Source organism: Mesorhizobium sp. M0437, assembly GCF_040321335.1.
Lineage (GTDB): Bacteria > Pseudomonadota > Alphaproteobacteria > Rhizobiales > Rhizobiaceae > Mesorhizobium.
In genome coordinates this window covers 101,328-122,445 of record NZ_JAMYRK010000013.1, presented here as the reverse complement: position 1 = coordinate 122,445, position 21,118 = coordinate 101,328, and the positions used below count along the sequence as shown (strand labels likewise).

Sequence of the window (21,118 nt, the reverse complement as noted above, 5' to 3'; positions counted from 1 at the left end):
GATGACATGACGGGCGACGATACCAAACACCTTCCCCTCGAAGATCTGCACATGGCAGCTGGTGCGCGCTTTGGCGCCTTCGCCGGCTGGTCGATGCCGCTGACCTATCCGGCCGGCGTGATGAAGGAGCACCTGCACAGCCGTGAGCATGCCGGCCTGTTCGACATCTCGCACATGAAGCTGTTCGAAATCAGCGGTACGGGGGCAGCAGCGCTTCTGAACCGCGCCTGCCCGTTCGATGCCGGCGCACTTGAGGTTTCCCAGTCCAAATACACGTTCTTCCTCAATGAGGCGGCCGGCATTCTGGACGATCTGATCGTCACCAGGCTCGGCGCCGAGCGCTTCATGATGGTCGCCAATGCCGGCAACGCCGCCGCCGACGAAAAGCATCTGCGCGCACTGGCCAAAAATTTCGATGCAGAGGGCGATTTCGATGTAAAAGTGGATGCGCTCGACCGCGTCTTCCTGGCCATACAGGGCCCCGAGGCGTGGGCTGCCCTTTCCCGCGCCGGCATCGAGACCGGTTCGCTGGTGTTCATGCACGGCATCGAGCCGCGCGAAAAATGGTTCATGAGCCGGTCCGGCTATACCGGCGAAGACGGCTTCGAGATCGGCCTGCCGGAAGCGGATGCAAGAAACCTCGTCGCCAGGCTGCTCGAGGACGAGCGGGTGATGTGGGTCGGCCTTGCCGCCCGCGACAGCCTGCGGCTCGAAGCCGGACTGTGCCTGCACGGGCTGGACATCACGCCGGAGATCGATCCGGCCAGCGCCGGGCTGATGTGGGCCATCCCCAAGGAGGTTCGCGCCTCTGGCGCCTTCATCGGCGCCGATGCGCTGCGCGCCATCCTGGAGCGTGGTCCGGCGCAAAAACGCGTCGGCCTGAAGCCGGAAGGCCGCCAGCCGGTGCGCGCCGGTGCTGCCCTTTTCGATGCTGACGGCAACCCTGCCGGCCATGTCACCTCAGGCGGCTTCGGCCCCTCGGCCGGTCATCCGGTCGCCATGGGCTACGTCCAGACGCCGCTTGCCAAATCCGGCGCAAAACTGTTCGCCGATGTCCGCGGGACGAAAATCCCGGTCGACATCCACCCCTTGCCCTTCACGCCCCATCGCTACCGCAAAGGATGATTTCAATGGCAAAGACCTATTTCACCGAAGATCACGAATGGCTGCGCGTCGAGGGCGGCATCGCCACGGTCGGCATCACCGATTACGCGCAGCAGCAGCTCGGCGATCTCGTCTTCGTCGAACTGCCGGAGCCGGGGAAGAAGCTGGCCAAGGGCGACACCGCCGTGGTGGTCGAATCGGTCAAGGCCGCATCGGACGTCTACGCGCCGGTCGACGGCGAGATCACCGAGGCCAACACCTCGCTGTCATCGGATCCTTCACTCGTCAATTCGGCGGCAACCGGCGACGGCTGGTTGTGGAAGATGAAGCTGGCCAATGAGCGCCAACTCGACGGACTCCTCGATGAAGCCGCTTACAAAGCCCATATTGGTTGATAGCAGGACCAGGAAGATGACCGCAGCACCCTACCCCTTCTCGGCTCGCCATATCGGCCCGGGCCTCCATGACGTCAGAGCCATGCTGGCGACGATCGGCGTTCCTTCGGTCGAGACCCTGATCAGCCAGGCAGTGCCGAAGTCGATCCGGCTCGACCGGCCGCTGGCCCTGCCCGCGCCCGCAACCGAAGCGGAAGCGCTGGCCGAGCTCGCGGCGACGATGGCAAAGAACACGGTGCAGAAGAGCTTCATCGGTGCCGGGTATCATGGCGTCCACGTGCCGCCGGTGATCCAGCGCAACCTGTTCGAGAACCCGGCCTGGTATACGGCTTACACGCCTTACCAAGCCGAGATCAGTCAGGGCCGGCTGGAGATGCTGTTCAACTTCCAGACACTGGTGACGGAACTGACCGGCCTGCCGGTGGCATCGGCCTCGCTGCTCGACGAGGCGACGGCGGTGGCCGAAGCGGTTGGGATCGCGCTGCGCCATCATCGCGACAAGCGCACCAAGGTGGCACTGGCCGGCACGCCGCACCCGCAGACGCTGGACGTCGTGCGCACCCGCGCCGAGCCGCTCGGCATCGAGGTCGACGGCGAGGTGATCGACGACAACACCGCCGCCCTGCTGGTCTCCTGGCCCGATACATTCGGCGTCTACGGCGACCACAAGGCAGCGATCGACAGGGCCCGTGCTGCCGGCGCGCTGGTCGTCTTCATCGCCGACCCGCTTGGCCTGACGCTGACCGATGCGCCGGCCAGGCTTGGCGCCGACATCGCCGTCGGCCCGATGCAGCGTTTTGGCGTGCCGATGGGCTTTGGCGGGCCGCACGCCGCCTATTGCGCCGTCTCCGACAGGCTGACGCGGCTGATGCCCGGCCGGCTCGTTGGCCAGTCGACGGATAGCAAGGGCCGTCCTGGTTATCGCCTCGCTTTGCAGACACGCGAACAGCATATCCGCCGCGACAAGGCGACGTCCAACATCTGCACCGCACAGGCGCTGCTCGCCAATATGGCGACGGCCTACGCGATCTGGCATGGCCCTGCCGGGCTGCAGGCGATTGCCGGCCGCGTCCACACGCTGGCCAACCGCCTGGCTGCCGGCCTCAAGGCAGCGGGCGTTTCGGTGGTCGGCGACAGCCATTTCGACACGGTGACCGTGAAAGTGAAGGGCAGAGCCGGCGCGATTGCCGCCGCCGCAGAAAAGACCGGCCGGCTGCTGCGCGTCATCGACGCCGACCATGTCGGCATCAGCTTCGACGAGACCTCCACCGAGGCCGATCTGGAGGCGATCGCAGCACTTTTCGGCGCCAAGGCCGGCGTTGCCGCCGGCAGTTCCATGCCAGGAAAACCGCGCGGCAAGGAGTTTCTCACCCAGCCCGTCTTCCGCGAAAACCACTCGGAAACCGACATGATGCGCTTCCTGCGCCGGCTGGCCGACAAGGACCTGGCGCTCGACCGCGCCATGATCCCGCTCGGCTCCTGCACCATGAAGCTCAACGCCGCCGCCGAAATGATGCCGGTGAGCTGGCCTGATGTCGCCAACCTGCATCCCTTCGCGCCGGCAAACCATTCGATAGGCTATCGCGCCATGATCGACGAGCTGGAAGGCTGGCTGGCCGAGATCACCGGCTTCGACGCGGTGACCCTGCAGCCCAATGCCGGCAGCCAGGGCGAATATGCCGGGCTGCTCGCCATTCGCGGCTATCATCTCTCGCGCGGCGAAGGCCATCGCACCGTCTGCCTGATCCCGTCCTCGGCGCATGGCACCAATCCGGCAAGTGCTGCCATGGCCGGCATGAGCGTCGTCGTCGTGCGCTGCACCGAGGACGGCAATATCGATACGGCCGACCTGCAGGCCAAGGCGACCGAGCATGCGCACAACCTCGCGGCGCTGATGTTCACCTACCCTTCGACGCATGGCGTCTTCGAGGAAGGCGCGCGCGACCTCTGTGCGCTGGTTCACAGCCATGGCGGCCAGGTCTATTTCGACGGCGCCAACCTCAACGCGCTGGTCGGCCTCGCCCGTCCCGGCGATATCGGCGCCGATGTCTGCCACATGAACCTGCACAAGACCTTCTGCATCCCGCATGGCGGCGGCGGCCCCGGCGTCGGCCCGATCGGCGTCAAGGCGCATCTGAAGCCATATCTGCCCGGCCACGTCACCGAAGGCTCGGCCCATGCCGTGGCGGCGGCACCGTTCGGCAGTGCCTCCATCCTGCCGATCACCTGGATGTATATTCGCATGATGGGCGCTTCCGGCCTGAAGCAGGCGACCGAGACGGCGATCATCTCCGCCAACTATGTGGCGACGCGGCTTGGCGAGCATTTCCCCCTGCTTTACAAAGGGCGCAACGGACGCGTCGCGCATGAATGCATCCTCGACACCCGCGTGCTCAAGGACAGCGCCGGCATCAGCGTCGACGATATCGCCAAGCGGCTGATCGACTATGGCTTCCACGCGCCGACCATGTCGTTCCCGGTCGCCGGCACGCTGATGGTCGAGCCGACCGAGTCCGAGCCCAAGCGCGAGCTGGATCGTTTCTGCGAGGCCATGATCGCCATAGCCGGCGAGGCAGCCAAGGTGGCGAAGGGCGAATGGCCGTTGGCCGACAATCCTCTGGTCAACGCTCCGCACACCGCCGCCGAGGCATTGGCCGGCCAGTGGACCCATCCCTATTCGCGTCTGGAGGCAGCCTATCCAGCCGGCGATGCCGACACGGCGGCAAAGTACTGGCCGCCCGTATCGCGCATCGACAATGTCGCCGGCGACCGCAACCTCGTCTGCTCCTGCCCGCCGCTGTCGGAATATCTGGGTGCGGCGGAATAGATCATGATCCCGAAAAATGGAATCCCGGTTTTCGGACAAGATCATGGTCTAACAAGCAGATAGAAACCTCAATCAGGCAGAACGCAAGGCCGGCCCGTCGGCCTTGCTCGCCCGGTCCCGGACGACGACGCGATTTCGCCCGGCGCGCTTTGCCGCATAGAGTGCTGCGTCGGCTTCGGCCAGCACATCGTCGAGACCGGTGCCGTTTGTTCCGCCAAAGCCGATGCCGCCGCTGACTGTGCTTCGCAATGGACCGAGTTGGGTGGCCACGACTTCCGTGCCGAAGGCGACGCTGATCTTGCTCGCAATGTCATAGGCCTTCTCTTCCGTCATCCGCGACATGACGAGCACGAATTCCTCGCCGCCCAACCGGAAGGCGTCGACGCCGGTCCGGGCGTATTTCCTGATGACAGCGGCAAAGCGGCACAGAACCTGGTCGCCGACCGGGTGACCGAATACGTCGTTCGTCCTCTTGAAATGGTCAAGGTCGAACATGGCGACGGACATGAACGGACCGAAGACCCGCTCGCCGTAGAGTGCCGTCAACGCCCGCCGATTCATCAGCCTGGTCAACGGATCGGTCATCGTCTCGGCCTTCAGTTCGATCTGCGCCTGCAAATGGTGCAGGGAGAGCGTCAATGCGCCGAGCCCGGTCATGCAGGCGACGGCTACGACGGAATTCACCCGCTCGGCCCAATTGTCGGGCGCAACACCCAGCACCCATTGGCCCTTGACCAGCAGGACCGCGCCGCAAAGTCCGAACGACAGGGCACAGACGCCGCTCAGGAACGAGACGACCAGCAATATCCGGCGATCGTGACCACCCTCAATCCAGAACATCGCCCCGATAAGCGAGAGTAGCGCCGTTACCGTCGCGTAGGTGACAATGAAGCCTACACCATCAAACCCGAGATACGTCGCGCCTGTGCAAACAGCCATCGCAATCAAGGTCGGCAAGATGGCGCGCCTGTAGTCGCCTATGCCGAGGTATTGCATGGCCGACAGGCAGATGATCAGGAAGCCGAGGCTGAGCAGCGCAAGCACGATCTGGCAAAGCCAGGCGCTTGGATCCCTGGTGTAATGCCAGAACAACACCACATGTGCGACGAGCACGAGAATGCCACACGCCACCGTCAGCACAAAGCGTGCCTGTGGCGCGCTGAACCAGATGGCAAACATGGTGATGCTAAGGCACGTGCCCGACAGCGCCGCCGCGAGCAGGAGCGAACTGTAATCCAACATGCTTAAGCGACAGCCTCTTGAGGGTTTCGCTGCATTATAGGTCAGCGACAGTCCGCAAATACCGTTTTTTCAGCCAATCTTGCGGCGTAACCTTCGGACAGGGTTTACAAAGCGTCGATGCTCCACCCTCGACCCCATTTCCGCCGCTTGGTTGTCGAATGGTTTTGCAGTAAGAGGCCCTATCCTCGAACGTAACAGGAACCTCCGTCGCCTGCCCGCCAAAAGCGTGGCAGTATCGGGTGGTGATTCGCAGCATCGGAATCCAGGACCGGCATGGACGACAATAACGATCTTTTCGCCAAATTCGACAAGCAGCCGCAACCGGCTCGCGCCGCCGCGCGCCCGGCCGACCCGCTGGTGCAGGCGGCGAAGCGGCCGGCGCCCCGCGACGCCAGCGAGAGCTATAGTGCCGCCGACATCGAAGTGCTGGAGGGGCTGGAGCCGGTGCGCCGCCGCCCGGGCATGTACATTGGCGGCACCGACGACAAGGCGATGCACCATCTGTTCGCCGAGGTCATCGACAATTCGATGGACGAGGCGGTCGCCGGCCATGCGACCTTCATCGATGTCGAGCTTTCCGCCGACGGATACCTGTCCGTCACCGACAACGGCCGCGGCATTCCGGTCGATCCGCACCCGAAATTCAAGAAGCCGGCGCTCGAACTCATCATGACGACGCTGCATTCAGGCGGCAAGTTCGACAGCAAGGTTTACGAGACGTCCGGCGGCCTGCACGGTGTCGGCGTTTCCGTGGTCAACGCGCTGTCCGACCATCTCGAGGTCGAGGTGGCGCTGGGAAGGAAACTTTATCGGCAAAAGTTCTCGCGCGGCATTCCTGTGACCGGCCTGGAGCAGCTCGGCGAGGTGCACAACCGCCGCGGCACGAAGATCCGCTTCCATCCAGACGAGCAGATTTTCGGCAAGGGCGCTGCTTTCGAGCCGACGCGGCTCTACCGCATGGCGCGGTCAAAGGCTTATCTGTTCGGCGGTGTCGAAATCCGCTGGACCTGCGACCCGTCGCTGATCAGGGAAAAGGACACGACGCCGGCCAAGGCAGAATTCCATTTTCCGGGCGGCCTCAAGGATTATCTGAAAGCCTCGCTCGGCGATGAATTCCAGGTGACCCGTGAAATGTTTGCCGGTAAGAGCGAGAAGCAGGGTGGCCACGGTTCGCTCGAATGGGCGGTAACCTGGTTCGGCGGCGACGGTTTCATCAATTCCTATTGCAACACCATTCCGACCGCCGAAGGCGGCACGCATGAGGCCGGCTTCCGCAACGTCCTGACGCGCGGCTTGCGCGCTTATGCCGACCTGGTCGGCAACAAGCGCGCCTCGATCGTCACTTCCGAGGATGTGATGATCTCGGCGGCGGGCATGCTGTCGGTGTTCATCCGCGAACCGGAATTCGTCGGCCAGACCAAGGACAGGCTGGCGACGATCGAGGCGATCCGCATCGTCGAAAGCGCCATCCGCGACCCGTTCGACCACTGGCTGGCCGACAATCCGCAGGAGGCTTCGAAACTGCTCGAATGGGTGATCGCGCGCGCCGACGAGCGGGTGCGCCGCCGCCAGGAAAAGGAAGTGTCGCGCAAGAGTGCGGTGCGCAAGCTGCGCCTGCCCGGCAAGCTCGCCGACTGCACGCAGAATGCCGCCGCCGGTGCCGAGTTGTTCATCGTCGAGGGCGATTCGGCCGGCGGTTCGGCAAAGCAGGCGCGCGACCGCGCCAGCCAGGCGGTGCTGCCCCTGCGCGGCAAGATCCTCAACGTCGCCAGCGCCGGCAACGACAAGCTTGCCGCCAACCAGCAGATATCCGACCTCATCCAGGCGCTTGGTTGCGGCACGCGCTCGAGATATCGCGACGAGGACCTGCGTTACGACCGGGTCATCATCATGACCGATGCCGACGTCGACGGCGCCCATATCGCCTCGTTGCTGATCACCTTTTTCTACCAGGAGATGCCGAGCCTGGTCCGCGGCGGCCATCTCTATCTGGCGGTGCCGCCGCTTTATTCGATCCGGCAAGGCGGCAAGGTCGCCTATGCCCGCAACGATGCGCACAAGGACGAACTCCTGCGCACCGAATTCACCGGGCGCGGCAAGGTCGAAATCGGCCGCTTCAAGGGGCTGGGCGAAATGATGGCTGCGCAGCTCAAGGAAACCACCATGGACCCGAAAAAGCGCACGCTGCTCAGGGTCGACGTTATCGATGCCGAGGCGGCGACCAAGGATGCGGTCGACGCATTGATGGGGACCAAGCCCGAGGCCCGTTTCCGCTTCATCCAGGAACGCGCGGAATTCGCCGAGACGGAAGTGCTGGATATCTGAGCTCCCGCCGCTAGCTTGGCCTTCTGAGCTGGAGACGAGCACTTGACCTGGGCGCGGCTGAAGGACGATATCGGCACGCGGATCGCTGGCCTGACGCGGCCGACGCGTTCGGACTGGATCTTTGCCCTGCGCACCGTTTCGGCCGGCCTCATCGCGATATTGGCCGCCTATGCGCTGAAGCTCGACCACCCGCAATGGGCGATGATGACGGTGTTCATCGTCGCACAGCCGGTCGCCGGCATGGTGCTGGCGAAGGGGTTTTATCGTCTCCTCGGCACGTTTGCCGGCGCGCTGGCGGCGATCGGCATTACCACTCTTTTCGATGCCAACCCCTGGTTGCTGGTTGCAGTTCTTGCCGTCTGGATCGGCATCTGCTCGCTGGTCTCGTCGCTGCTACGCAATCCGGAAGCCTATGGCGCGGCGCTTGCCGGCTACACCGCGATGATCATCGGCCTGCCGGCTTTCGGCCAGCCGCACCTCGTCATCGATCTCGCCGTGGCGCGCTGCGCGGAAATCGTGCTTGGTATCGTCTGCGCTGCGCTGACCAGCCGGCTGATCCTGCCGAAACTGGCCGCCGACGCCATCATCTCAAGACTGAAACGCAGCATTCTCGACCTGGCGGCCTATGCGGACGGCGCTTTTTCCGGCGGCGATGCGGAAAAGCTTGCCGGGCTGCACCGCAAGCTGATCGGCGATGTCCAGACGCTCGGCGAGATGCGCACCTACGCAAGGCTGGAAGGGCCGAGCCTCGCCACCCGCGCCTATCCGGTCCGGCGTACCATCGGCCAGCTTCTGTCGGCCCTGTCGGCGGCGCGTGCGCTGCATGCCCACGCCGCGCCGAAGAATGCAGCCCTCATCCCAGTTCGCGCCGAGTTGCAGGCCGTTGTCGGCGAACTGGTAGCCAAGCCGGGCGCGCTGGACGATACGGCGCCCTGGGTGGCGCGGCTCGACGCAATCGCCGGCAAGGCGCGACAGATGCCTGACGTCGCGGCCGGGCAAGACATTGACTGGGCTGGCACTGTCACCCGCCTAACCATTGCCGCCGACTTCGCCGAGGCCATGCAGCAAGTGCTGCGCGGCCTGGATGCACTCCGCTATCCCCCGTCTCGTGCCAGTCGCGAACGGCGGCAGCCGGCGCTGGTGGTGCACCGCGATTACCGTGCGGCATCGCGCAATGCCGTGCGCGCAGCAATCGCCACGCTTCTGGTCGCCGGCTTCTGGCTGGCGACGAAATGGTCGGACGCGACGGGCACGGTCATTCTGGTCGCCGTAGTCTCCAGCCTGTTCGCGGCTCGCCCCGATCCGATCCGGTCGGCATGGAACTTCTTCGAGGGCACGTTGCTCGCCCTGCCCTTTGCGTTTCTCATCGGCCAGTTGGCGCTTCCGGCTTTGCCAGGCTTCGGATGGTTCATGGTCTTTGTCGTGCCGATCCTGGTACCAGCAGCACTGGGCATGGCCAATCCGCGATATGTCGGCGTGGCAACGGCCTTTGCCATCAATTTCCTCGCCTTCCTCAGCCCACATCAGGCGATGACCTACGATCCGTTTCCGTTCCTCGCCAATTCGGCATCGGTCCTGGTCGGCATTCTTCTGGCGATCGGCGTCTTCGCCATCGTGCTGCCCGCCGACCCCTGGGTCACCGTCAACCGCATCCTGCAAGCCATGCGCGAAGATCTTGCCCGCCTTTGTCTGCATGAGCGCATGCCGCGGCGACTGGCTTTCGAGAGCCTTGCCTATGATCGGGTCAATCAGTTGATGCCGCTGCTGCAGAACGCCGGCGAGAAAGGCAACGCCGTTCTCGACGGCGGCATTGCTGCCGTTACTGTCGGCCTCGAAATCCTGCGGCTGCGCAACGCGCAACAGAGTTCCGCGATCCCACCTGAAACAGCACTTTCCATCGCCAATTTCCTGCGCGGTCTGGCACGCGAGCTGCTGTTCAGGCGGCCCGGCGAGCCGCAGACGGCGACCGTCGCCGTCGCCAGGCAATATGCAGCTGGCATCGCGGAGCGCAGCGTCGCGGCCGAAATGCTGCAGATCGCCGCCTCGCTGCGCATCATTGCCGCCGCGATCGAGGATTTTCCGGATTTTTTCGCGAAGGACCGGGTTTAGGCAGCGGCGATCGCCAGCGCGTGCCCGCGTGCGTTCTCGCGCAGCGCGTCGAGATGGATCGATTTGACCAGCCCGGCGAGATCGCCTTCTGCGGACTGTCCGCCCAATTCCTTCAGCATCAGCCAACTGACTTCCTGGACGCCGGCGAGGCGTTTGCCGTTGGCGACCTCGCGCCAGACCTTCAGCGCGCGCAGAATGATGGCGTGGGTGGCGGCGGCAAGCCCGGCGCTGCGGAACAGTGCCTGCAGAGCCACGTCATGGCCGCCGGCCAGCAGTGCTCTCACCCGTTGTTCGGACTGTTGGCTGAGCGCGACCAGCGCCGAACCAAAGAAGTCGACCTTGCCGTGCGCAATGGTGCGGACGACGAAGCTTGCGGTCAGGTCGCCGCGCAGGCGCAGATGTTCGACAAGTGCGGTATGTTCCTCTGTCCGCGTGCCTTCGATCAGCGTCACCGAAGCCTTGATGCAAGCATCGCGCGTGACGCGCTCGGCCCTGGCGGCGCCCATCAGCGCCAGCACCAGCGGCGACCCCTTGAGCATCTCCCCGAGCTTGACCAGCAGCATATGCCGGCAATCGGCGGGCAGCCGGGTGTCGGCGATCAGCGCCTCGCGCACCAGAGGCAGATGGCCGTGCCGCTCGGCCATGCGGCGAAAGCTGACGGATGCGATATCGGCGCCGCTGTTGGCGAGCAGCGTGGTGCAAGCCTCCGGCTCACCGATCTCGGCGATCGCCGCCGCAACCGACATCGAGACACGCGGCCGGTCGGCGATCACCTTCTGCGTCGCTTTCTGGCCGCCGGCAACCCGATCAATCAGGTCGGCATCGGTAAGCAGCGGCGAGCGCGCCAGTACCAAAGCGGCCACCTCGGGCTGGTCCGACGCCAGCGCGCTGACGATCTGCGGCGGCGCGTGGTGGCTCATGGAAAGCGCGTCGGCGATTGCCAGTCGCACCTTCGACGATGCGTCGTCGAGCAGCAGCGTCAGCGCCGCCTCCGCAGCGCAGCGGTCCTCGAAGGGCAGGTCCGAGTCGACATAGGCGCGAGCCAGCGCGCTTGCCGCCGCAGCACGCTCCGACACCTTCGCCGTATGGATCCATTTCAGGAAATGCGAAACGACCATGTCGCCTGCTTACGCCCCTTGCCAGAACGCTTCTGACCCTGGTGGAGACCGTAGGCACAAATGGTTTACGAACGGTTCACCATGTTCGTTAACTGGCTTGCGAGCGCGATATGCAACGCCTATCAACCCTGAAGCAGCGGAGGAGATCGACCATGGCCGGGCTTTATCTTGAGGAGTTCGCTGTCGGCCAAGTGTTCACGCACACGCTGCGCAAAACCGTGACCGAAAGCGACAACATGTTGTTCTCGGTGATGACGTTGAACCCGCAGCCGCTGCACATCGACTTCGACTTCGCGGCGAAGAGCGAATGGGGCAAGCCGCTGGTCAATTCGCTGTTCACGCTTGGCCTGATGATCGGCATCTCGGTCAATGACATCACCGTCGGCACCACCGTCGCCAATCTCGGCATGAAGGAGACGGTGTTTCCACATCCCGTCTTCCATGGCGACACCATTCGCGTCGAGACCACGGTGGTTTCGGTGCGTGAATCCAGGTCGAAGCCGGACCGCGGCATCGTCGAGTTCGAGCACCGCGCCTATAACCAGAACGACGTGCTGGTTGCCAAATGCACGAGGCAAGCCATGATGATGAAAAAGGCATAGCCGATGCGTTCTCTGCTCTTCGTTCCCGGCGATTCGGAAAAGAAGCTGGAGAAGGGCTTTGGCGTGGGTGCCGACGTGGTCATCATCGATCTCGAGGACTCGATTGCTGCGCAGAACAAGGGGTTGGCGCGCGACACAGCGGCGCGTTTTATCGCCGAGCACAGGCACCGGACCGGCTCCGCGATCTATGTGCGCGTCAATGAGCTTTCGACCGGACTGACCGACGACGATCTGGCGGCGCTCGTGCCAGCAAAACCAGACGGCATCATGCTGCCTAAGTCGAATAGCGGACTGGATGTCCAGCATCTCTCGGCCAAGCTCAGGGTGCACGAAGCCGAAAGCGGCCTGCCGGATGGAGCGATAAGGATCCTGCCGATCATCACAGAAACGGCTGCAGGCGTCTTGGCCGCAGCGACCTACGCCCGTGCAAGCGCGCGGCTTGTCGGCGTCACCTGGGGGGCGGAAGATTTGTCGGCGGCGATTGGCGCGCGCGCGACGCGCGACGCGAATGGCCGCTACACGGATGTGTTCCGCCTCGCCCGCACCATGACCATGCTTGCCGCAAGTGCCGCGGAAGTCGCGGCAATCGACACCGTCTTTCCGGATTTTCGCGACATGGCCGGCTTCGAGGCCGAATGCGCCGAGGCCGAGCGCGACGGTTTCACCGGCAAGATGGCGATCCATCCGGCGCAGGTGCCGGTTATCAACGCCGCCTTCACGCCTTCGGCGCAAGCGGTGAAAAGCGCCCTGGCGATCGTCGAGGCGTTCGAGGCGGCAGGAAATCCCGGGGTCGTTGGCATGGATGGCAAGATGTACGACCGGCCGCATCTCAAGCTCGCAGAGCGGCTCCTGGCGCGAGCCAAGGCATCGGAGCTTGATCCTTAGGGGGGCTGTTCCGCGCCGAAATTATCCCACCCACGGCCCCGAATAGTCGGCATAGAGTTTTGCCGGATCGGGCCGCGGTCGTTCCGGCGCTGGCCCCTGGTAGGAGCCGATATGGACGAAGCCGACGACCCGCTCATGCGGCGCCAGGCCGAGGATCGCCCTGCCCTCGGGCACGTCGGAATACCAGTTGCTGACCATGTTGGTGCCGTAGCCCAGCGCATTGGCGGCAAGCATCAGGTTCATCGCCGCCATGCCGCCGGACAGGAACATCTCCCATTGCGGGATCTTTGGGTTTTCCCTGGGGATAGAAATCACGCCGATGACCAGCGGCGCGCGCGAAAAGCGCGCCAGTTCCTGGTTGCGGCGGCCTTCCGGCAGCGGCCCTTCGCGCTGTTCGGCAAGTGCTGCCAGCTTCTTGCCGATATCGACGCGAGCCTCGCCGCGATAGAGGATGAAACGCCAAGGCTCCAGCCGGCCGTGGTCCGGCACCCGCGAGGCGGCGGCGATCATCGTCGCGATCTCCGCATCGCCCGGTGCCGGTTCTTTCAAATCCGGGATCGGCGCGGAATTTCGGGTCAGCAGAAAATCGATGATCGGCGACGCCATGGGCGCAAGTCTCCTGGAATTTGAGCTGAAGCGCACCATCGGGACATCGGGCGGCTTGGGCATTGGCGCGGCGCGCCGGACAAAGAGCCCTGTAGCAGAAGCCGACCGGACTCTTAAGCCTTGAAATTGCCACCGCCTTGGGCTTCAACGCAAGGCATGTTTGAGGGGACATTGCGTCTTTTCCTGATATGGCTCGCTGCCGCACTGTTGATGGTGCCGGTTTCGCTTGCCGTCGCCCAGGATGTGGACGGCCTTGGCGAGCTGAAGCTTCCCGGAATTTCGGGCTATGCACCTCCGAAAAGCGAGACATCGCTGGCATTGGGCAGCAGCGGGGCGATCACGCTGTCGGCGCAATTGACCGACAAGGGCGCCGACATCACGCGCGGCATAGTCTGGCGCGTCTTCAAACCCGAATCGGCCAGCGACGGCAAGCTGACGATGGTCGCCTCCTCTCATGGCGGCACCGCCATATTCCAGCTCGAGCCGGGTTCGTATCTGGTCCACGCCTCCTACGGGCGGGCCGGCGCCACCAAGCGCATCACCGTCGGCAAGGAAGCCAAGCGCGAGAGCCTCGTGCTCGATGCCGGTGGCCTCAAGCTCGATGCAGTGCTGTCCGGCGGGGTACGCATACCGCCGAAGAAGCTGCGCTTCTCGATCTATGAGAGCCACGCCGCGGCCGATGGCGATCGCGCCCTGATCATACCCGATGTCGAGCCGAACAGCGTCGTGCGGCTCAATGCCGGCACCTACCACGTCGTGTCGACCTATGGCGCGGTGAACGCGGTCATCCGCTCCGACATCCGCGTCGAGGCCGGCAAGCTGACCGAAGCGACCGTCGAGCACCGTGCCGCCGAGATGACCATGAAGCTGGTGCGCGAACCAGGCGGCGAGGCGATCGCCGACACCTCCTGGTCCCTGCTCAACGAATCCGGCGATCCGATCAAGGAAACCGTCGGCGCCTTTGCCTCGATGGTGCTGGCCGAGGGCGACTACACCATCATCGCCAAGAACCGCGATCGCATCTACCAGAAGGATTTTACGGTGGTGGCTGGGCACAACCAGGACATCGAGGTTCTGGCCACCGAGGCTTCGGCCATCGATTCCGAGGAAGGCGCCGACTGAGACGCGCCCCTCTAAGCTGCTTTGTGCATGGGTCGCGCCAGCGCGTCGCCGACGCGCACGTCGATCGATCTGCCAGATAGGCGCGCGGCGTGACAGGCATATAAAATATAAAAAATGGCGGTGGATCGCTCCACCGCCATTCGTTGCTGGTCGACTGGTTCAGGCCGCGCGGCGCTTGCGGTCGGGTGTCACCGCCTCGTCGGCAAGCAGCTTCACGGCGGCTGCGAGGCCGAGTGATTCCTGGTCACGCGACCCGAGACGACGGATATTGACCGTTTCTTCCTCGGCCTCGCGCTTGCCGCAGACGAGGATGACCGGCACCTTGGCCAGCGAATGCTCGCGGACCTTGTAGTTGATCTTCTCGTTGCGCAGATCGGCTTCGGCGATCAGCCCCGCCGCCTTCAGCTGCGCAACGACCTTCTGGGCGTAATCGTCGGCATCGGAAGTGATCGTCGCCACCACCACCTGCAGCGGCGCGAACCAGAGCGGGAAATGGCCGGAATAATTCTCGATCAGGATGCCGAGAAACCGCTCCATCGAGCCGCAGATGGCGCGATGCACCATCACCGGCTGCTTCTTTTCCGAATCCGAGCCGATGTAGAAGGCGCCGAACCGTTCAGGCAGGTTGAAATCAACCTGCGTGGTGCCGCATTGCCAGTCGCGGCCGATGGCGTCCTTCAGCACATATTCGAACTTCGGCCCGTAGAACGTGCCCTCGCCCGGATTGACGCCCGTCTTGATCCGGTTGCCCGACCGCGCCGCGATCTTGTCGAGCACGTCCTGCAGCACGCCCTCGGCATGATCCCACATCGCGTCGGTGCCGACCCGTTTTTCGGGGCGGGTCGCCAGCTTGACGGTGATTTCGTCGAAGCCGAAATCGGCATAGGTCGAGAGGATCAGATCGTTGATCTTGATGCACTCGTCGGCGAGCTGTTCCTCGGTGCAGAAGATGTGCGCATCGTCCTGGGTAAAGCCGCGCACGCGCATCAGCCCGTGCAGCGCGCCGGACGGCTCATAGCGATGCACATTGCCGAATTCCGCAAGTTTTACCGGCAGATCGCGGTAGGATTTCAGCCCGTGCTTGAAGATTTGGACGTGACCGGGGCAGTTCATCGGCTTCAGCGCAAACACCCGGTCGTCGTCGGTGTCGTCGCCAGCAACGGTCACCTTGAACATGTTGTCCCGGTACCAGCCCCAGTGGCCTGACGTCTCCCACAGGCTCTTGTCGAGCACCTGCGGCGCGTTGACTTCCTGATAGCCCTGCTCGTCGAGGCGGCGACGCATGTAATTGACCAGGTTCTGGAACATCCTCCAGCCCTTGGCGTGCCAGAAGACGACCCCGGGGCCCTCCTCCTGGAAGTGGAACAGGTCCATCTCACGGCCGAGCTTCCTGTGGTCGCGCTTCTCGGCCTCCTCCAGCATCGTCTGATAGGCTTCGAGCTGCGCCTGATCGGCCCAGGCGGTGCCGTAGATGCGGGTCAGCATCGGATTGTTGCTGTCGCCGCGCCAATAGGCGCCGGCGACCTTCATCAGCTTGAAGGCGCTGCCGATCTGGCCGGTCGCGGCCATATGCGGGCCGCGGCAGAGGTCGAACCAGTCGCCCTGTGCATAGATCTTGAGATCCTGGTCCTCGGCGATGGCGTCGATCAACTCGAGCTTGTAGCGCTCGCCCTTGTCGGCAAAGATCCTTTTCGCCTTTTCGCGCGACCAGACCTCCTTGGTGAACGGCTTGTTGCGTGCAATGATCTCGCGCATCTTCTTCTCGATCACCGGGAAATCGTCGGGCGTGAACGGCTCGTTGCGGGCAAAATCGTAGTAGAACCCGTTTTCGATCACCGGCCCGATGGTCACCTGCGTTCCCGGCCAAAGTTCCTGCACGGCTTCGGCCAGCACATGGGCTGCATCGTGGCGGATGAGCTCCAGCGCACGCGGGTCCTCGCGGGTGATGATCTCGACTTTGCCCGATCTGCCGATCGGGTCGGAAAGATCGCGCAGCGTGCCGTCGATCGAATAGGCAACGGCCTTCTTGGCCAGCGACTTCGAGATCGATTCCGCCAGGCCGGCGCCGGTCATCGCCGCGTCGTAATCGCGAACGGAACCATCGGGAAATGTCAGGGAAACGGAATTCAGCATAAGATTCTCCTATCCAGTCCCGCAAACGAGCGCGGGTGGTAAAATGCATGTCGCCCAAGACTGCTTAGCGGTTTTGGCGCTACGACATGCATCAGTAAGAGCCGGATGCGTCCGGCGGCGAGCGGTCTTTTATGGGCAGTTTTCGGCGCCGTAAAGCCGGATGTAGGTCACCTGAGGAGATTCGGCAGATCTTTCAGGAACATCGCCCGCGTCTTGAGTCCCTTTGGCGTGTCGGAACGTTTCGTATCGACTACCAGGCGGGCAAAGACGATCTTGCGAGCATCGGTCTGCGCCCAGCCGACAAACCAGCCAAGCGAGCGCTTGTCGGCGCTGTCGCCGAGCCTGGTCGTTCCGGTCTTGCCCTGCACCGTCCAGCCGCCTGCCCGGAAGGTCGGGACAATCGCGCTGGTCATCGCATGGGCCTTGTCCGAAACCGGCAGTTTTCGCGCCAGCAGCTTGCGCAGGAAATCGACCTGCTCGACCGGCGATATCTTGAGCGAAGAATTCACCCAGGAATGGGTGAGGCCGTCATTCTTGCCGGCAGTGCCGGAGACTTCGGTGTTGCCATAGTCCAATCTGGACACATAGCCGGCAAACTGTTTGCTGCCGAGCCGGCGCGTAATCTCGCGTGAGAACCAAAGGACCGAATCCCTTTCCCAGATCGTCGGGTCGACGGTCTTGCGGTCCCGTTTCGGGGCATTGAACTCTGCCTTGTACTCCCAGCTTGGCGTATGCTCGTCGCTCAGGATTCCAGCATCATAGCCGATCAGCGCCAGCGGAACCTTGAATGTCGAGGCGGGGCTGAAGCGCTGATCACAGGTCCCTTGGCGATACAGCGTCTCGCCGCTTGCGGCGTCGACGATCAGCGTGCATTCGACGTCCCCGAGCGGCGCCGATTGCGCACGGATCGGAAAACCCATCAGCCACGCCAGGACGTAGAGAACCACGGCGAAAATGAAGGGACGACGATCTATCCGGCGCATTTGGTAATCTCTCCTGAAGGGTGTCAGGAGCGGCTTAGCGAGGTGTCTTGTCTCGATTTTGTCTCAAATGCGCTATGTCAGCGCAAGCTGCGGTTAACCCTACCAGATCGTAAAAAGCGATCCCTTTGTGCACCGCACAGTTGCGGTCAACTGTCCAGGTCGCCACGTTTTTTCCCGATCCGCCAATACCGCCATGGCATGAACCAGAGGTAGCGATCAGCCAGTGCCTCAGGCACCCGGTCGATGCCGTGCGTGCCGAACGGTCCGCAGCGCAGCACCCGGAAAAACCCCATCCAGCCGCCGGCCCACAGCCCGTGGCGGGCGATCGCTTCATGCGCGTATTCGGAACAGGTCGGCAGATGCCGGCAGGAATTGCCGACGAAGCCGGACAGCGTCAGCTGGTAGAGTCGGACAAGCGACGTGCCGAAGACGCGGCCCGGCGTCTTGCGCCACGGGCCGGACCAGTTGCGTCCTTGTCGAATCGGCCTGGCGCCGTGCGCATGCCGATGTTGGCCGACCACCGCAGTCTCCACATCGCGTTTCCCTACGCGATAGATGTGCGCATCGGGCCAGGAACGCAATGCCGTTCCGGCAATCCCGTCATGGCCTGGTAGGGCGAACCGGATAGCGGTCGGGCGTCGGCCTTCGGCATACGGCGACGCTGGTCGGCGGCCTCTCCTCGCACCAATCCCTATGCGGTTTCTCGTCGTACCATTGAAACGTCGCGATCCGCATCACATCGCCCAGAATGTTGAGAAACTGGATCATGGCGGCACTCCTTGAGCACCGATTAGAGCGCCGCTGGCCTTGCTCTTCAAACGAGTATAACGTCCACGTCAGATAACTCTGAGTTATGCGAATGAAGCGCGGACACCTCCCCCTGACGGCTCTGAGAAGCTTCGAAGCAGCCGGTCGTCACCTGAGCTTCAGCCGTGCGGCCGAGGAGCTTTATGTTTCGCAGGCGGCGATCAGCCGACAGATCCGCGAGCTCGAAACCTTCCTGCGCCAACCTTTGTTCTTCCGCCATCATCGCCGCGTCGAGTTGACCGACACCGGCCAGCGGCTGCTCGACCAGTTGGTCAGAAGTTTCGAGGGCATCGACAGGCTGCTTTCGGAATTGACGGCGGCCCCGACGCAGTCCGTGGTGCGTGTCAGCGTCGAGCCATCGCTTGCATCCGTATGGCTGGTGCCGCGGCTCAACCGCTTTCGCGAGTTGCGACCCGACATCGACGTTTCCCTTGAGGTCGAGCCGAGATTGATAGAGTTTCGCAGCGATCAGCCCGAACTTGCCCTGCGTTTCAGTGCGCACGCCACCTCATGGCCACGCAGCGAAGCCGAACAGCTTGCCGCGGTCGTCGATTCCCCAGTTCTGTCGCCGGCACTTCTTGCATCCGGCCCAGCTCTGGAAAAGCCGATCGACCTTGGTCGCTATACGTTGCTGCACGAAGAAAACCGTCAGGCTTGGGCACGCTGGTTCGAAGCGGCGGGCGTGACGGCTGATGCCGTGCCTGCGCGCGGCCCGATGCTGGCCGATGCTTCGCTTTCGAAGCAGGCAGCCTTGCTTGGACATGGTGTCGCGCTGGGCGATCTATTGCAGATCGGCGAAGAACTTGCGTCCGGCGCGCTGATCAAGCCTTTCGACATCGACGTCGCGTCGGGCGCCTATTGGCTAGTGGCCAGAAGGCTGAATGACCTTTCCGAGCCAGCCAGGGCTTTTGCCGACTGGGTCCGGGCGGAATTCGCCGAAAGCCGGCGTTTTCTCGCCAAGGTTTAAGCTGCCTCTTCCGCCCGCTTCTTCTCGATCTGGCCGATGGCGTCGACCACTGCGTCGAAGGTCAGCATGGTCGAGGCGTGGCGCGCCTTGTAGTCGCGCACCGGTTCCAGGTATTTCAGGTCGGCGAAGCGGCCTTCGGGCGGCGGGCCGTTTTCCTTCAGCATCTTCAGCATCGTCTCGCGCACGCTGCGCAATTCTTCGGCGCTGGCGCCGACGACATGCTGCGCCATGATCGACGACGACGCCTGGCCAAGCGCACAGGCCTTCACGTCATGCGCGAAATCGCTGACGACGCCATCATCCATCTTCAGATCGACGGTCACCGTCGAGCCGCACAGCTTGGAATGTGCTCGTGCGGTTGCGTCGGGCCGGTCGAGCCGGCCGATCCGTGCGATGTTTCCGGCAAAACCCAGAATTTTCGCATTGTAGACATCGTCGATCATATTTTTCCAATCCGTCGCCGCCCAGCGAACAGTCATTGCCGCTCTGGCGTCTTCCTTTCGCTCGGCACGAACATATATAATGGCGGTAGTCGGGTATCGACAAGGCGACCACAAACCTCGTCATACCCAATTCTGTTCACGCCACTTACGGGCTGGAAACCGGGCGAGTTTCTGACACCCGAAAGGTCGTGGTCCGTTCAACTCGTTCCTCCTGAGAGAGGAACTACGGGAGACGCCTTTATGGACGCCGTTATCAAGAAGCTCATGCCGCGGTCTGCCTATATGGAAAAGCCGGTCACCGACCGGCCGAGCGAGGCCGAAGTCGAAGCCGCTGTGCGCACCTTGTTGCGCTGGACCGGCGACAACCCTGACCGCGAGGGCCTGATCGACACGCCGAAGCGCGTCACCAAGGCGTTCAGCGAAATGTTCAACGGTTATGATATGTGCCCAGCCGAGGAACTTGGCCGCACCTTTGAGGAAGTTGCCGGCTATGACGACCTCGTTCTCGTCAAGGACATATCCTTCCACTCGCATTGCGAGCATCACATGGTGCCGATCATCGGCAAGGCGCATGTCGGCTATCTGCCTGACGGCAAGGTTGTCGGCCTGTCCAAGATAGCCCGTGTCGTCGACATCTTCGCCCATCGCTTGCAGACCCAGGAAGCGATGACTGCGCAGATTGCCGGCGTCATCCAGGACGTGCTCAATCCGCGCGGTGTGGCCGTTATGCTTGAGGCCGAGCATATGTGCATGGCCATGCGCGGCATCCGCAAGCAGGGCTCCACCACGCTGACCTCAACCTTCACCGGCGTCTTCAAGGACACACCCGAAGAGCAGGTCCGCTTCGTCACCATGGTGCGCGGCGGCAGGATCTGATCGGCCTGCCGGCTTCGCTAGATAAGGACCGGCGAATGTCGGCATTGGAATTCCCGAAAGCTCCAACAGACAAGAAGGCACTCGAGGAAGGCGCGGTCCTTTCACCGCGCTTCGATGCTGCCGGCCTCGTCACTGTCGTGGTCACCGATGCCGAAGACGGCATGCTGCTGATGGTCGCGCATATGAATGCCGAGGCGCTGGCGCTGACGCTCGAGACCGGCATCGCGCACTACTGGTCGCGTTCGCGCTACGCGCTGTGGAAGAAGGGCGAAACCTCGGGCAATGTCCAGCAGGTCGTCGAGATGTTCACGGATTGTGACCAGGACGCGATATGGTTGCGCGTCAAAGTGCTGGGTCACCAAGCAACTTGTCACACCGGCCGACGTTCATGCTTTTATCGGACGGTGGGGCTGAGCGATGGCAAAGGGACGCTTGCCAGCGACGGCAGCAAGCCGCCGTTCGATGCGGAAAAAACCAATCGAAAGCCCAATACACCATCAATATGAACCATTCGCAGCACTTCAGCCACGTATATTCATGATTTCGATACGGCCCGCCTGTAGGATGACCGTGG

The 21,118-nt window shown here is 63.2% G+C and carries 19 protein-coding genes; 11 read left to right on the top strand and 8 right to left on the bottom strand.

Annotation, left to right across the window (positions count from 1 at the left end):
* The first annotated feature begins 6 nt into the window (after window positions 1-6).
* From gcvT to gcvP, 3 genes are read left to right on the top strand one after another with little or no spacing between them, the layout of a single operon-like run.
* Window positions 7-1,125 carry a glycine cleavage system aminomethyltransferase GcvT gene (gcvT, locus tag NKI72_RS11355; RefSeq protein ID WP_352473893.1) on the top strand — a complete coding sequence of 373 codons (1,119 nt, stop codon included), beginning with the start codon at window positions 7-9 and terminating at the stop codon, window positions 1,123-1,125.
* 5 nt (window positions 1,126-1,130) lie between these two features.
* A complete protein-coding gene (gene gcvH, locus NKI72_RS11350) occupies window positions 1,131-1,499 on the top strand; it encodes a glycine cleavage system protein GcvH (RefSeq protein ID WP_352451343.1) in 369 nt (122 codons plus the stop codon).
* 16 nt (window positions 1,500-1,515) lie between these two features.
* Window positions 1,516-4,326 (top strand): aminomethyl-transferring glycine dehydrogenase, encoded by a 2,811-nt coding sequence (gene gcvP, locus NKI72_RS11345; RefSeq protein ID WP_352816764.1) that lies wholly within the window; start codon window positions 1,516-1,518, stop codon window positions 4,324-4,326.
* Between the two features lie 72 nt (window positions 4,327-4,398).
* Here the strand turns inward: gcvP and NKI72_RS11340 are convergent, their stop codons facing one another.
* Complete coding sequence (locus NKI72_RS11340; protein ID WP_352831573.1) at window positions 4,399-5,568, bottom strand: GGDEF domain-containing protein; 1,170 nt, start codon at window positions 5,566-5,568, stop codon at window positions 4,399-4,401.
* A 273-nt stretch (window positions 5,569-5,841) separates the two neighbouring features.
* On the opposite strand from NKI72_RS11340, the gene parE reads away from it, so the two are divergent.
* Window positions 5,842-7,893 carry a DNA topoisomerase IV subunit B gene (gene parE / locus NKI72_RS11335; RefSeq protein WP_352831571.1) on the top strand — a complete coding sequence of 684 codons (2,052 nt, stop codon included), beginning with the start codon at window positions 5,842-5,844 and terminating at the stop codon, window positions 7,891-7,893.
* Between the two features lie 42 nt (window positions 7,894-7,935).
* On the top strand, window positions 7,936-10,002 hold the full coding sequence (locus tag NKI72_RS11330; protein ID WP_352850159.1) for an FUSC family protein: 2,067 nt from the start codon (window positions 7,936-7,938) through the stop codon (window positions 10,000-10,002).
* On the opposite strand, the gene NKI72_RS11325 is transcribed toward NKI72_RS11330, so the two are convergent.
* Window positions 9,999-11,120, bottom strand: a complete 1,122-nt coding sequence (locus tag NKI72_RS11325; protein ID WP_352816772.1) for a DUF2336 domain-containing protein — start codon at window positions 11,118-11,120, stop codon at window positions 9,999-10,001. The genes NKI72_RS11330 and NKI72_RS11325 overlap by 4 nt on opposite strands.
* Before the next feature lie 110 nt (window positions 11,121-11,230).
* Between NKI72_RS11325 and NKI72_RS11320 the strand changes: the two genes are divergently transcribed.
* Complete coding sequence (locus NKI72_RS11320) at window positions 11,231-11,722, top strand: MaoC family dehydratase (RefSeq protein ID WP_502898553.1); 492 nt, start codon at window positions 11,231-11,233, stop codon at window positions 11,720-11,722.
* Window positions 11,723-11,725: 3 nt separating this feature from the next.
* Window positions 11,726-12,607: an HpcH/HpaI aldolase/citrate lyase family protein gene (locus NKI72_RS11315; RefSeq protein WP_352831565.1), complete on the top strand. Its 882-nt coding sequence runs from the start codon at window positions 11,726-11,728 to the stop codon at window positions 12,605-12,607.
* 21 nt (window positions 12,608-12,628) lie between these two features.
* On the opposite strand, the gene NKI72_RS11310 is transcribed toward NKI72_RS11315, so the two are convergent.
* Entirely contained in the window at window positions 12,629-13,213 is a 585-nt protein-coding gene (locus tag NKI72_RS11310) for a nitroreductase family protein (protein ID WP_352831563.1), read from the bottom strand.
* A gap of 156 nt (window positions 13,214-13,369) precedes the next feature.
* Here NKI72_RS11310 and NKI72_RS11305 point away from each other — a divergent pair, with 156 nt between their 5' ends.
* On the top strand, window positions 13,370-14,335 hold the full coding sequence (locus NKI72_RS11305) for an RgsD C-terminal domain-containing protein (RefSeq protein WP_352540660.1): 966 nt from the start codon (window positions 13,370-13,372) through the stop codon (window positions 14,333-14,335).
* A gap of 159 nt (window positions 14,336-14,494) precedes the next feature.
* Here the strand turns inward: NKI72_RS11305 and thrS are convergent, their stop codons facing one another.
* The 4 genes from thrS to NKI72_RS11285 all read right to left on the bottom strand — a co-directional run bounded on the left by thrS (window position 14,495) and on the right by NKI72_RS11285 (window position 18,219).
* Entirely contained in the window at window positions 14,495-16,468 is a 1,974-nt protein-coding gene (thrS, locus tag NKI72_RS11300; RefSeq protein WP_352831561.1) for a threonine--tRNA ligase, read from the bottom strand.
* A gap of 167 nt (window positions 16,469-16,635) precedes the next feature.
* The gene (gene blaOXA, locus NKI72_RS11295; RefSeq protein WP_352473908.1) at window positions 16,636-17,451 is read right to left on the bottom strand and encodes a class D beta-lactamase; all 816 of its coding nucleotides are present in this window, start codon (window positions 17,449-17,451) and stop codon (window positions 16,636-16,638) included.
* 146 nt (window positions 17,452-17,597) lie between these two features.
* Window positions 17,598-17,984 carry a membrane protein insertion efficiency factor YidD gene (gene yidD / locus NKI72_RS11290; protein WP_502908945.1) on the bottom strand — a complete coding sequence of 129 codons (387 nt, stop codon included), beginning with the start codon at window positions 17,982-17,984 and terminating at the stop codon, window positions 17,598-17,600.
* A gap of 67 nt (window positions 17,985-18,051) precedes the next feature.
* Window positions 18,052-18,219: a hypothetical protein gene (locus tag NKI72_RS11285; protein WP_352473909.1), complete on the bottom strand. Its 168-nt coding sequence runs from the start codon at window positions 18,217-18,219 to the stop codon at window positions 18,052-18,054.
* Window positions 18,220-18,310: 91 nt separating this feature from the next.
* Here NKI72_RS11285 and NKI72_RS11280 point away from each other — a divergent pair, with 91 nt between their 5' ends.
* On the top strand, window positions 18,311-19,225 hold the full coding sequence (locus NKI72_RS11280) for a LysR substrate-binding domain-containing protein (protein ID WP_352831557.1): 915 nt from the start codon (window positions 18,311-18,313) through the stop codon (window positions 19,223-19,225).
* Here the strand turns inward: NKI72_RS11280 and NKI72_RS11275 are convergent.
* A complete protein-coding gene (locus tag NKI72_RS11275; RefSeq protein WP_023678879.1) occupies window positions 19,222-19,668 on the bottom strand; it encodes an iron-sulfur cluster assembly scaffold protein in 447 nt (148 codons plus the stop codon). The genes NKI72_RS11280 and NKI72_RS11275 overlap by 4 nt on opposite strands.
* Before the next feature lie 240 nt (window positions 19,669-19,908).
* Here NKI72_RS11275 and folE point away from each other — a divergent pair, with 240 nt between their 5' ends.
* Together folE and hisI are read left to right on the top strand one after the other, a co-directional pair.
* Window positions 19,909-20,544 carry a GTP cyclohydrolase I FolE gene (gene folE / locus NKI72_RS11270; RefSeq protein ID WP_352466975.1) on the top strand — a complete coding sequence of 212 codons (636 nt, stop codon included), beginning with the start codon at window positions 19,909-19,911 and terminating at the stop codon, window positions 20,542-20,544.
* 35 nt (window positions 20,545-20,579) lie between these two features.
* Complete coding sequence (hisI, locus tag NKI72_RS11265) at window positions 20,580-21,050, top strand: phosphoribosyl-AMP cyclohydrolase (RefSeq protein ID WP_352850157.1); 471 nt, start codon at window positions 20,580-20,582, stop codon at window positions 21,048-21,050.
* The last annotated feature ends 68 nt before the right edge of the window (window positions 21,051-21,118 follow it).

Excerpts from the sequence above, each read along its gene's own strand:
- gcvT (WP_352473893.1), top strand. The coding sequence starts at position 7 with ATGACGGGCGACGATACCAAACACCTTCCCCTCGAAGATCTGCACATG.
- gcvH (WP_352451343.1), top strand. The coding sequence starts at position 1,131 with ATGGCAAAGACCTATTTCACCGAAGATCACGAATGGCTGCGCGTCGAG.
- gcvP (WP_352816764.1), top strand. The coding sequence starts at position 1,516 with ATGACCGCAGCACCCTACCCCTTCTCGGCTCGCCATATCGGCCCGGGC.
- NKI72_RS11340 (WP_352831573.1), bottom strand. The coding sequence starts at position 5,568 with ATGTTGGATTACAGTTCGCTCCTGCTCGCGGCGGCGCTGTCGGGCACG.
- parE (WP_352831571.1), top strand. The coding sequence starts at position 5,842 with ATGGACGACAATAACGATCTTTTCGCCAAATTCGACAAGCAGCCGCAA.
- NKI72_RS11325 (WP_352816772.1), bottom strand. The coding sequence starts at position 11,120 with ATGGTCGTTTCGCATTTCCTGAAATGGATCCATACGGCGAAGGTGTCG.
- NKI72_RS11320 (WP_502898553.1), top strand. The coding sequence starts at position 11,231 with ATGCAACGCCTATCAACCCTGAAGCAGCGGAGGAGATCGACCATGGCC.
- NKI72_RS11315 (WP_352831565.1), top strand. The coding sequence starts at position 11,726 with ATGCGTTCTCTGCTCTTCGTTCCCGGCGATTCGGAAAAGAAGCTGGAG.
- NKI72_RS11310 (WP_352831563.1), bottom strand. The coding sequence starts at position 13,213 with ATGGCGTCGCCGATCATCGATTTTCTGCTGACCCGAAATTCCGCGCCG.
- NKI72_RS11305 (WP_352540660.1), top strand. The coding sequence starts at position 13,370 with ATGTTTGAGGGGACATTGCGTCTTTTCCTGATATGGCTCGCTGCCGCA.
- thrS (WP_352831561.1), bottom strand. The coding sequence starts at position 16,468 with ATGCTGAATTCCGTTTCCCTGACATTTCCCGATGGTTCCGTTCGCGAT.
- blaOXA (WP_352473908.1), bottom strand. The coding sequence starts at position 17,451 with ATGCGCCGGATAGATCGTCGTCCCTTCATTTTCGCCGTGGTTCTCTAC.
- NKI72_RS11285 (WP_352473909.1), bottom strand. The coding sequence starts at position 18,219 with ATGATCCAGTTTCTCAACATTCTGGGCGATGTGATGCGGATCGCGACG.
- NKI72_RS11280 (WP_352831557.1), top strand. The coding sequence starts at position 18,311 with ATGAAGCGCGGACACCTCCCCCTGACGGCTCTGAGAAGCTTCGAAGCA.
- NKI72_RS11275 (WP_023678879.1), bottom strand. The coding sequence starts at position 19,668 with ATGATCGACGATGTCTACAATGCGAAAATTCTGGGTTTTGCCGGAAAC.
- folE (WP_352466975.1), top strand. The coding sequence starts at position 19,909 with ATGGACGCCGTTATCAAGAAGCTCATGCCGCGGTCTGCCTATATGGAA.
- hisI (WP_352850157.1), top strand. The coding sequence starts at position 20,580 with ATGTCGGCATTGGAATTCCCGAAAGCTCCAACAGACAAGAAGGCACTC.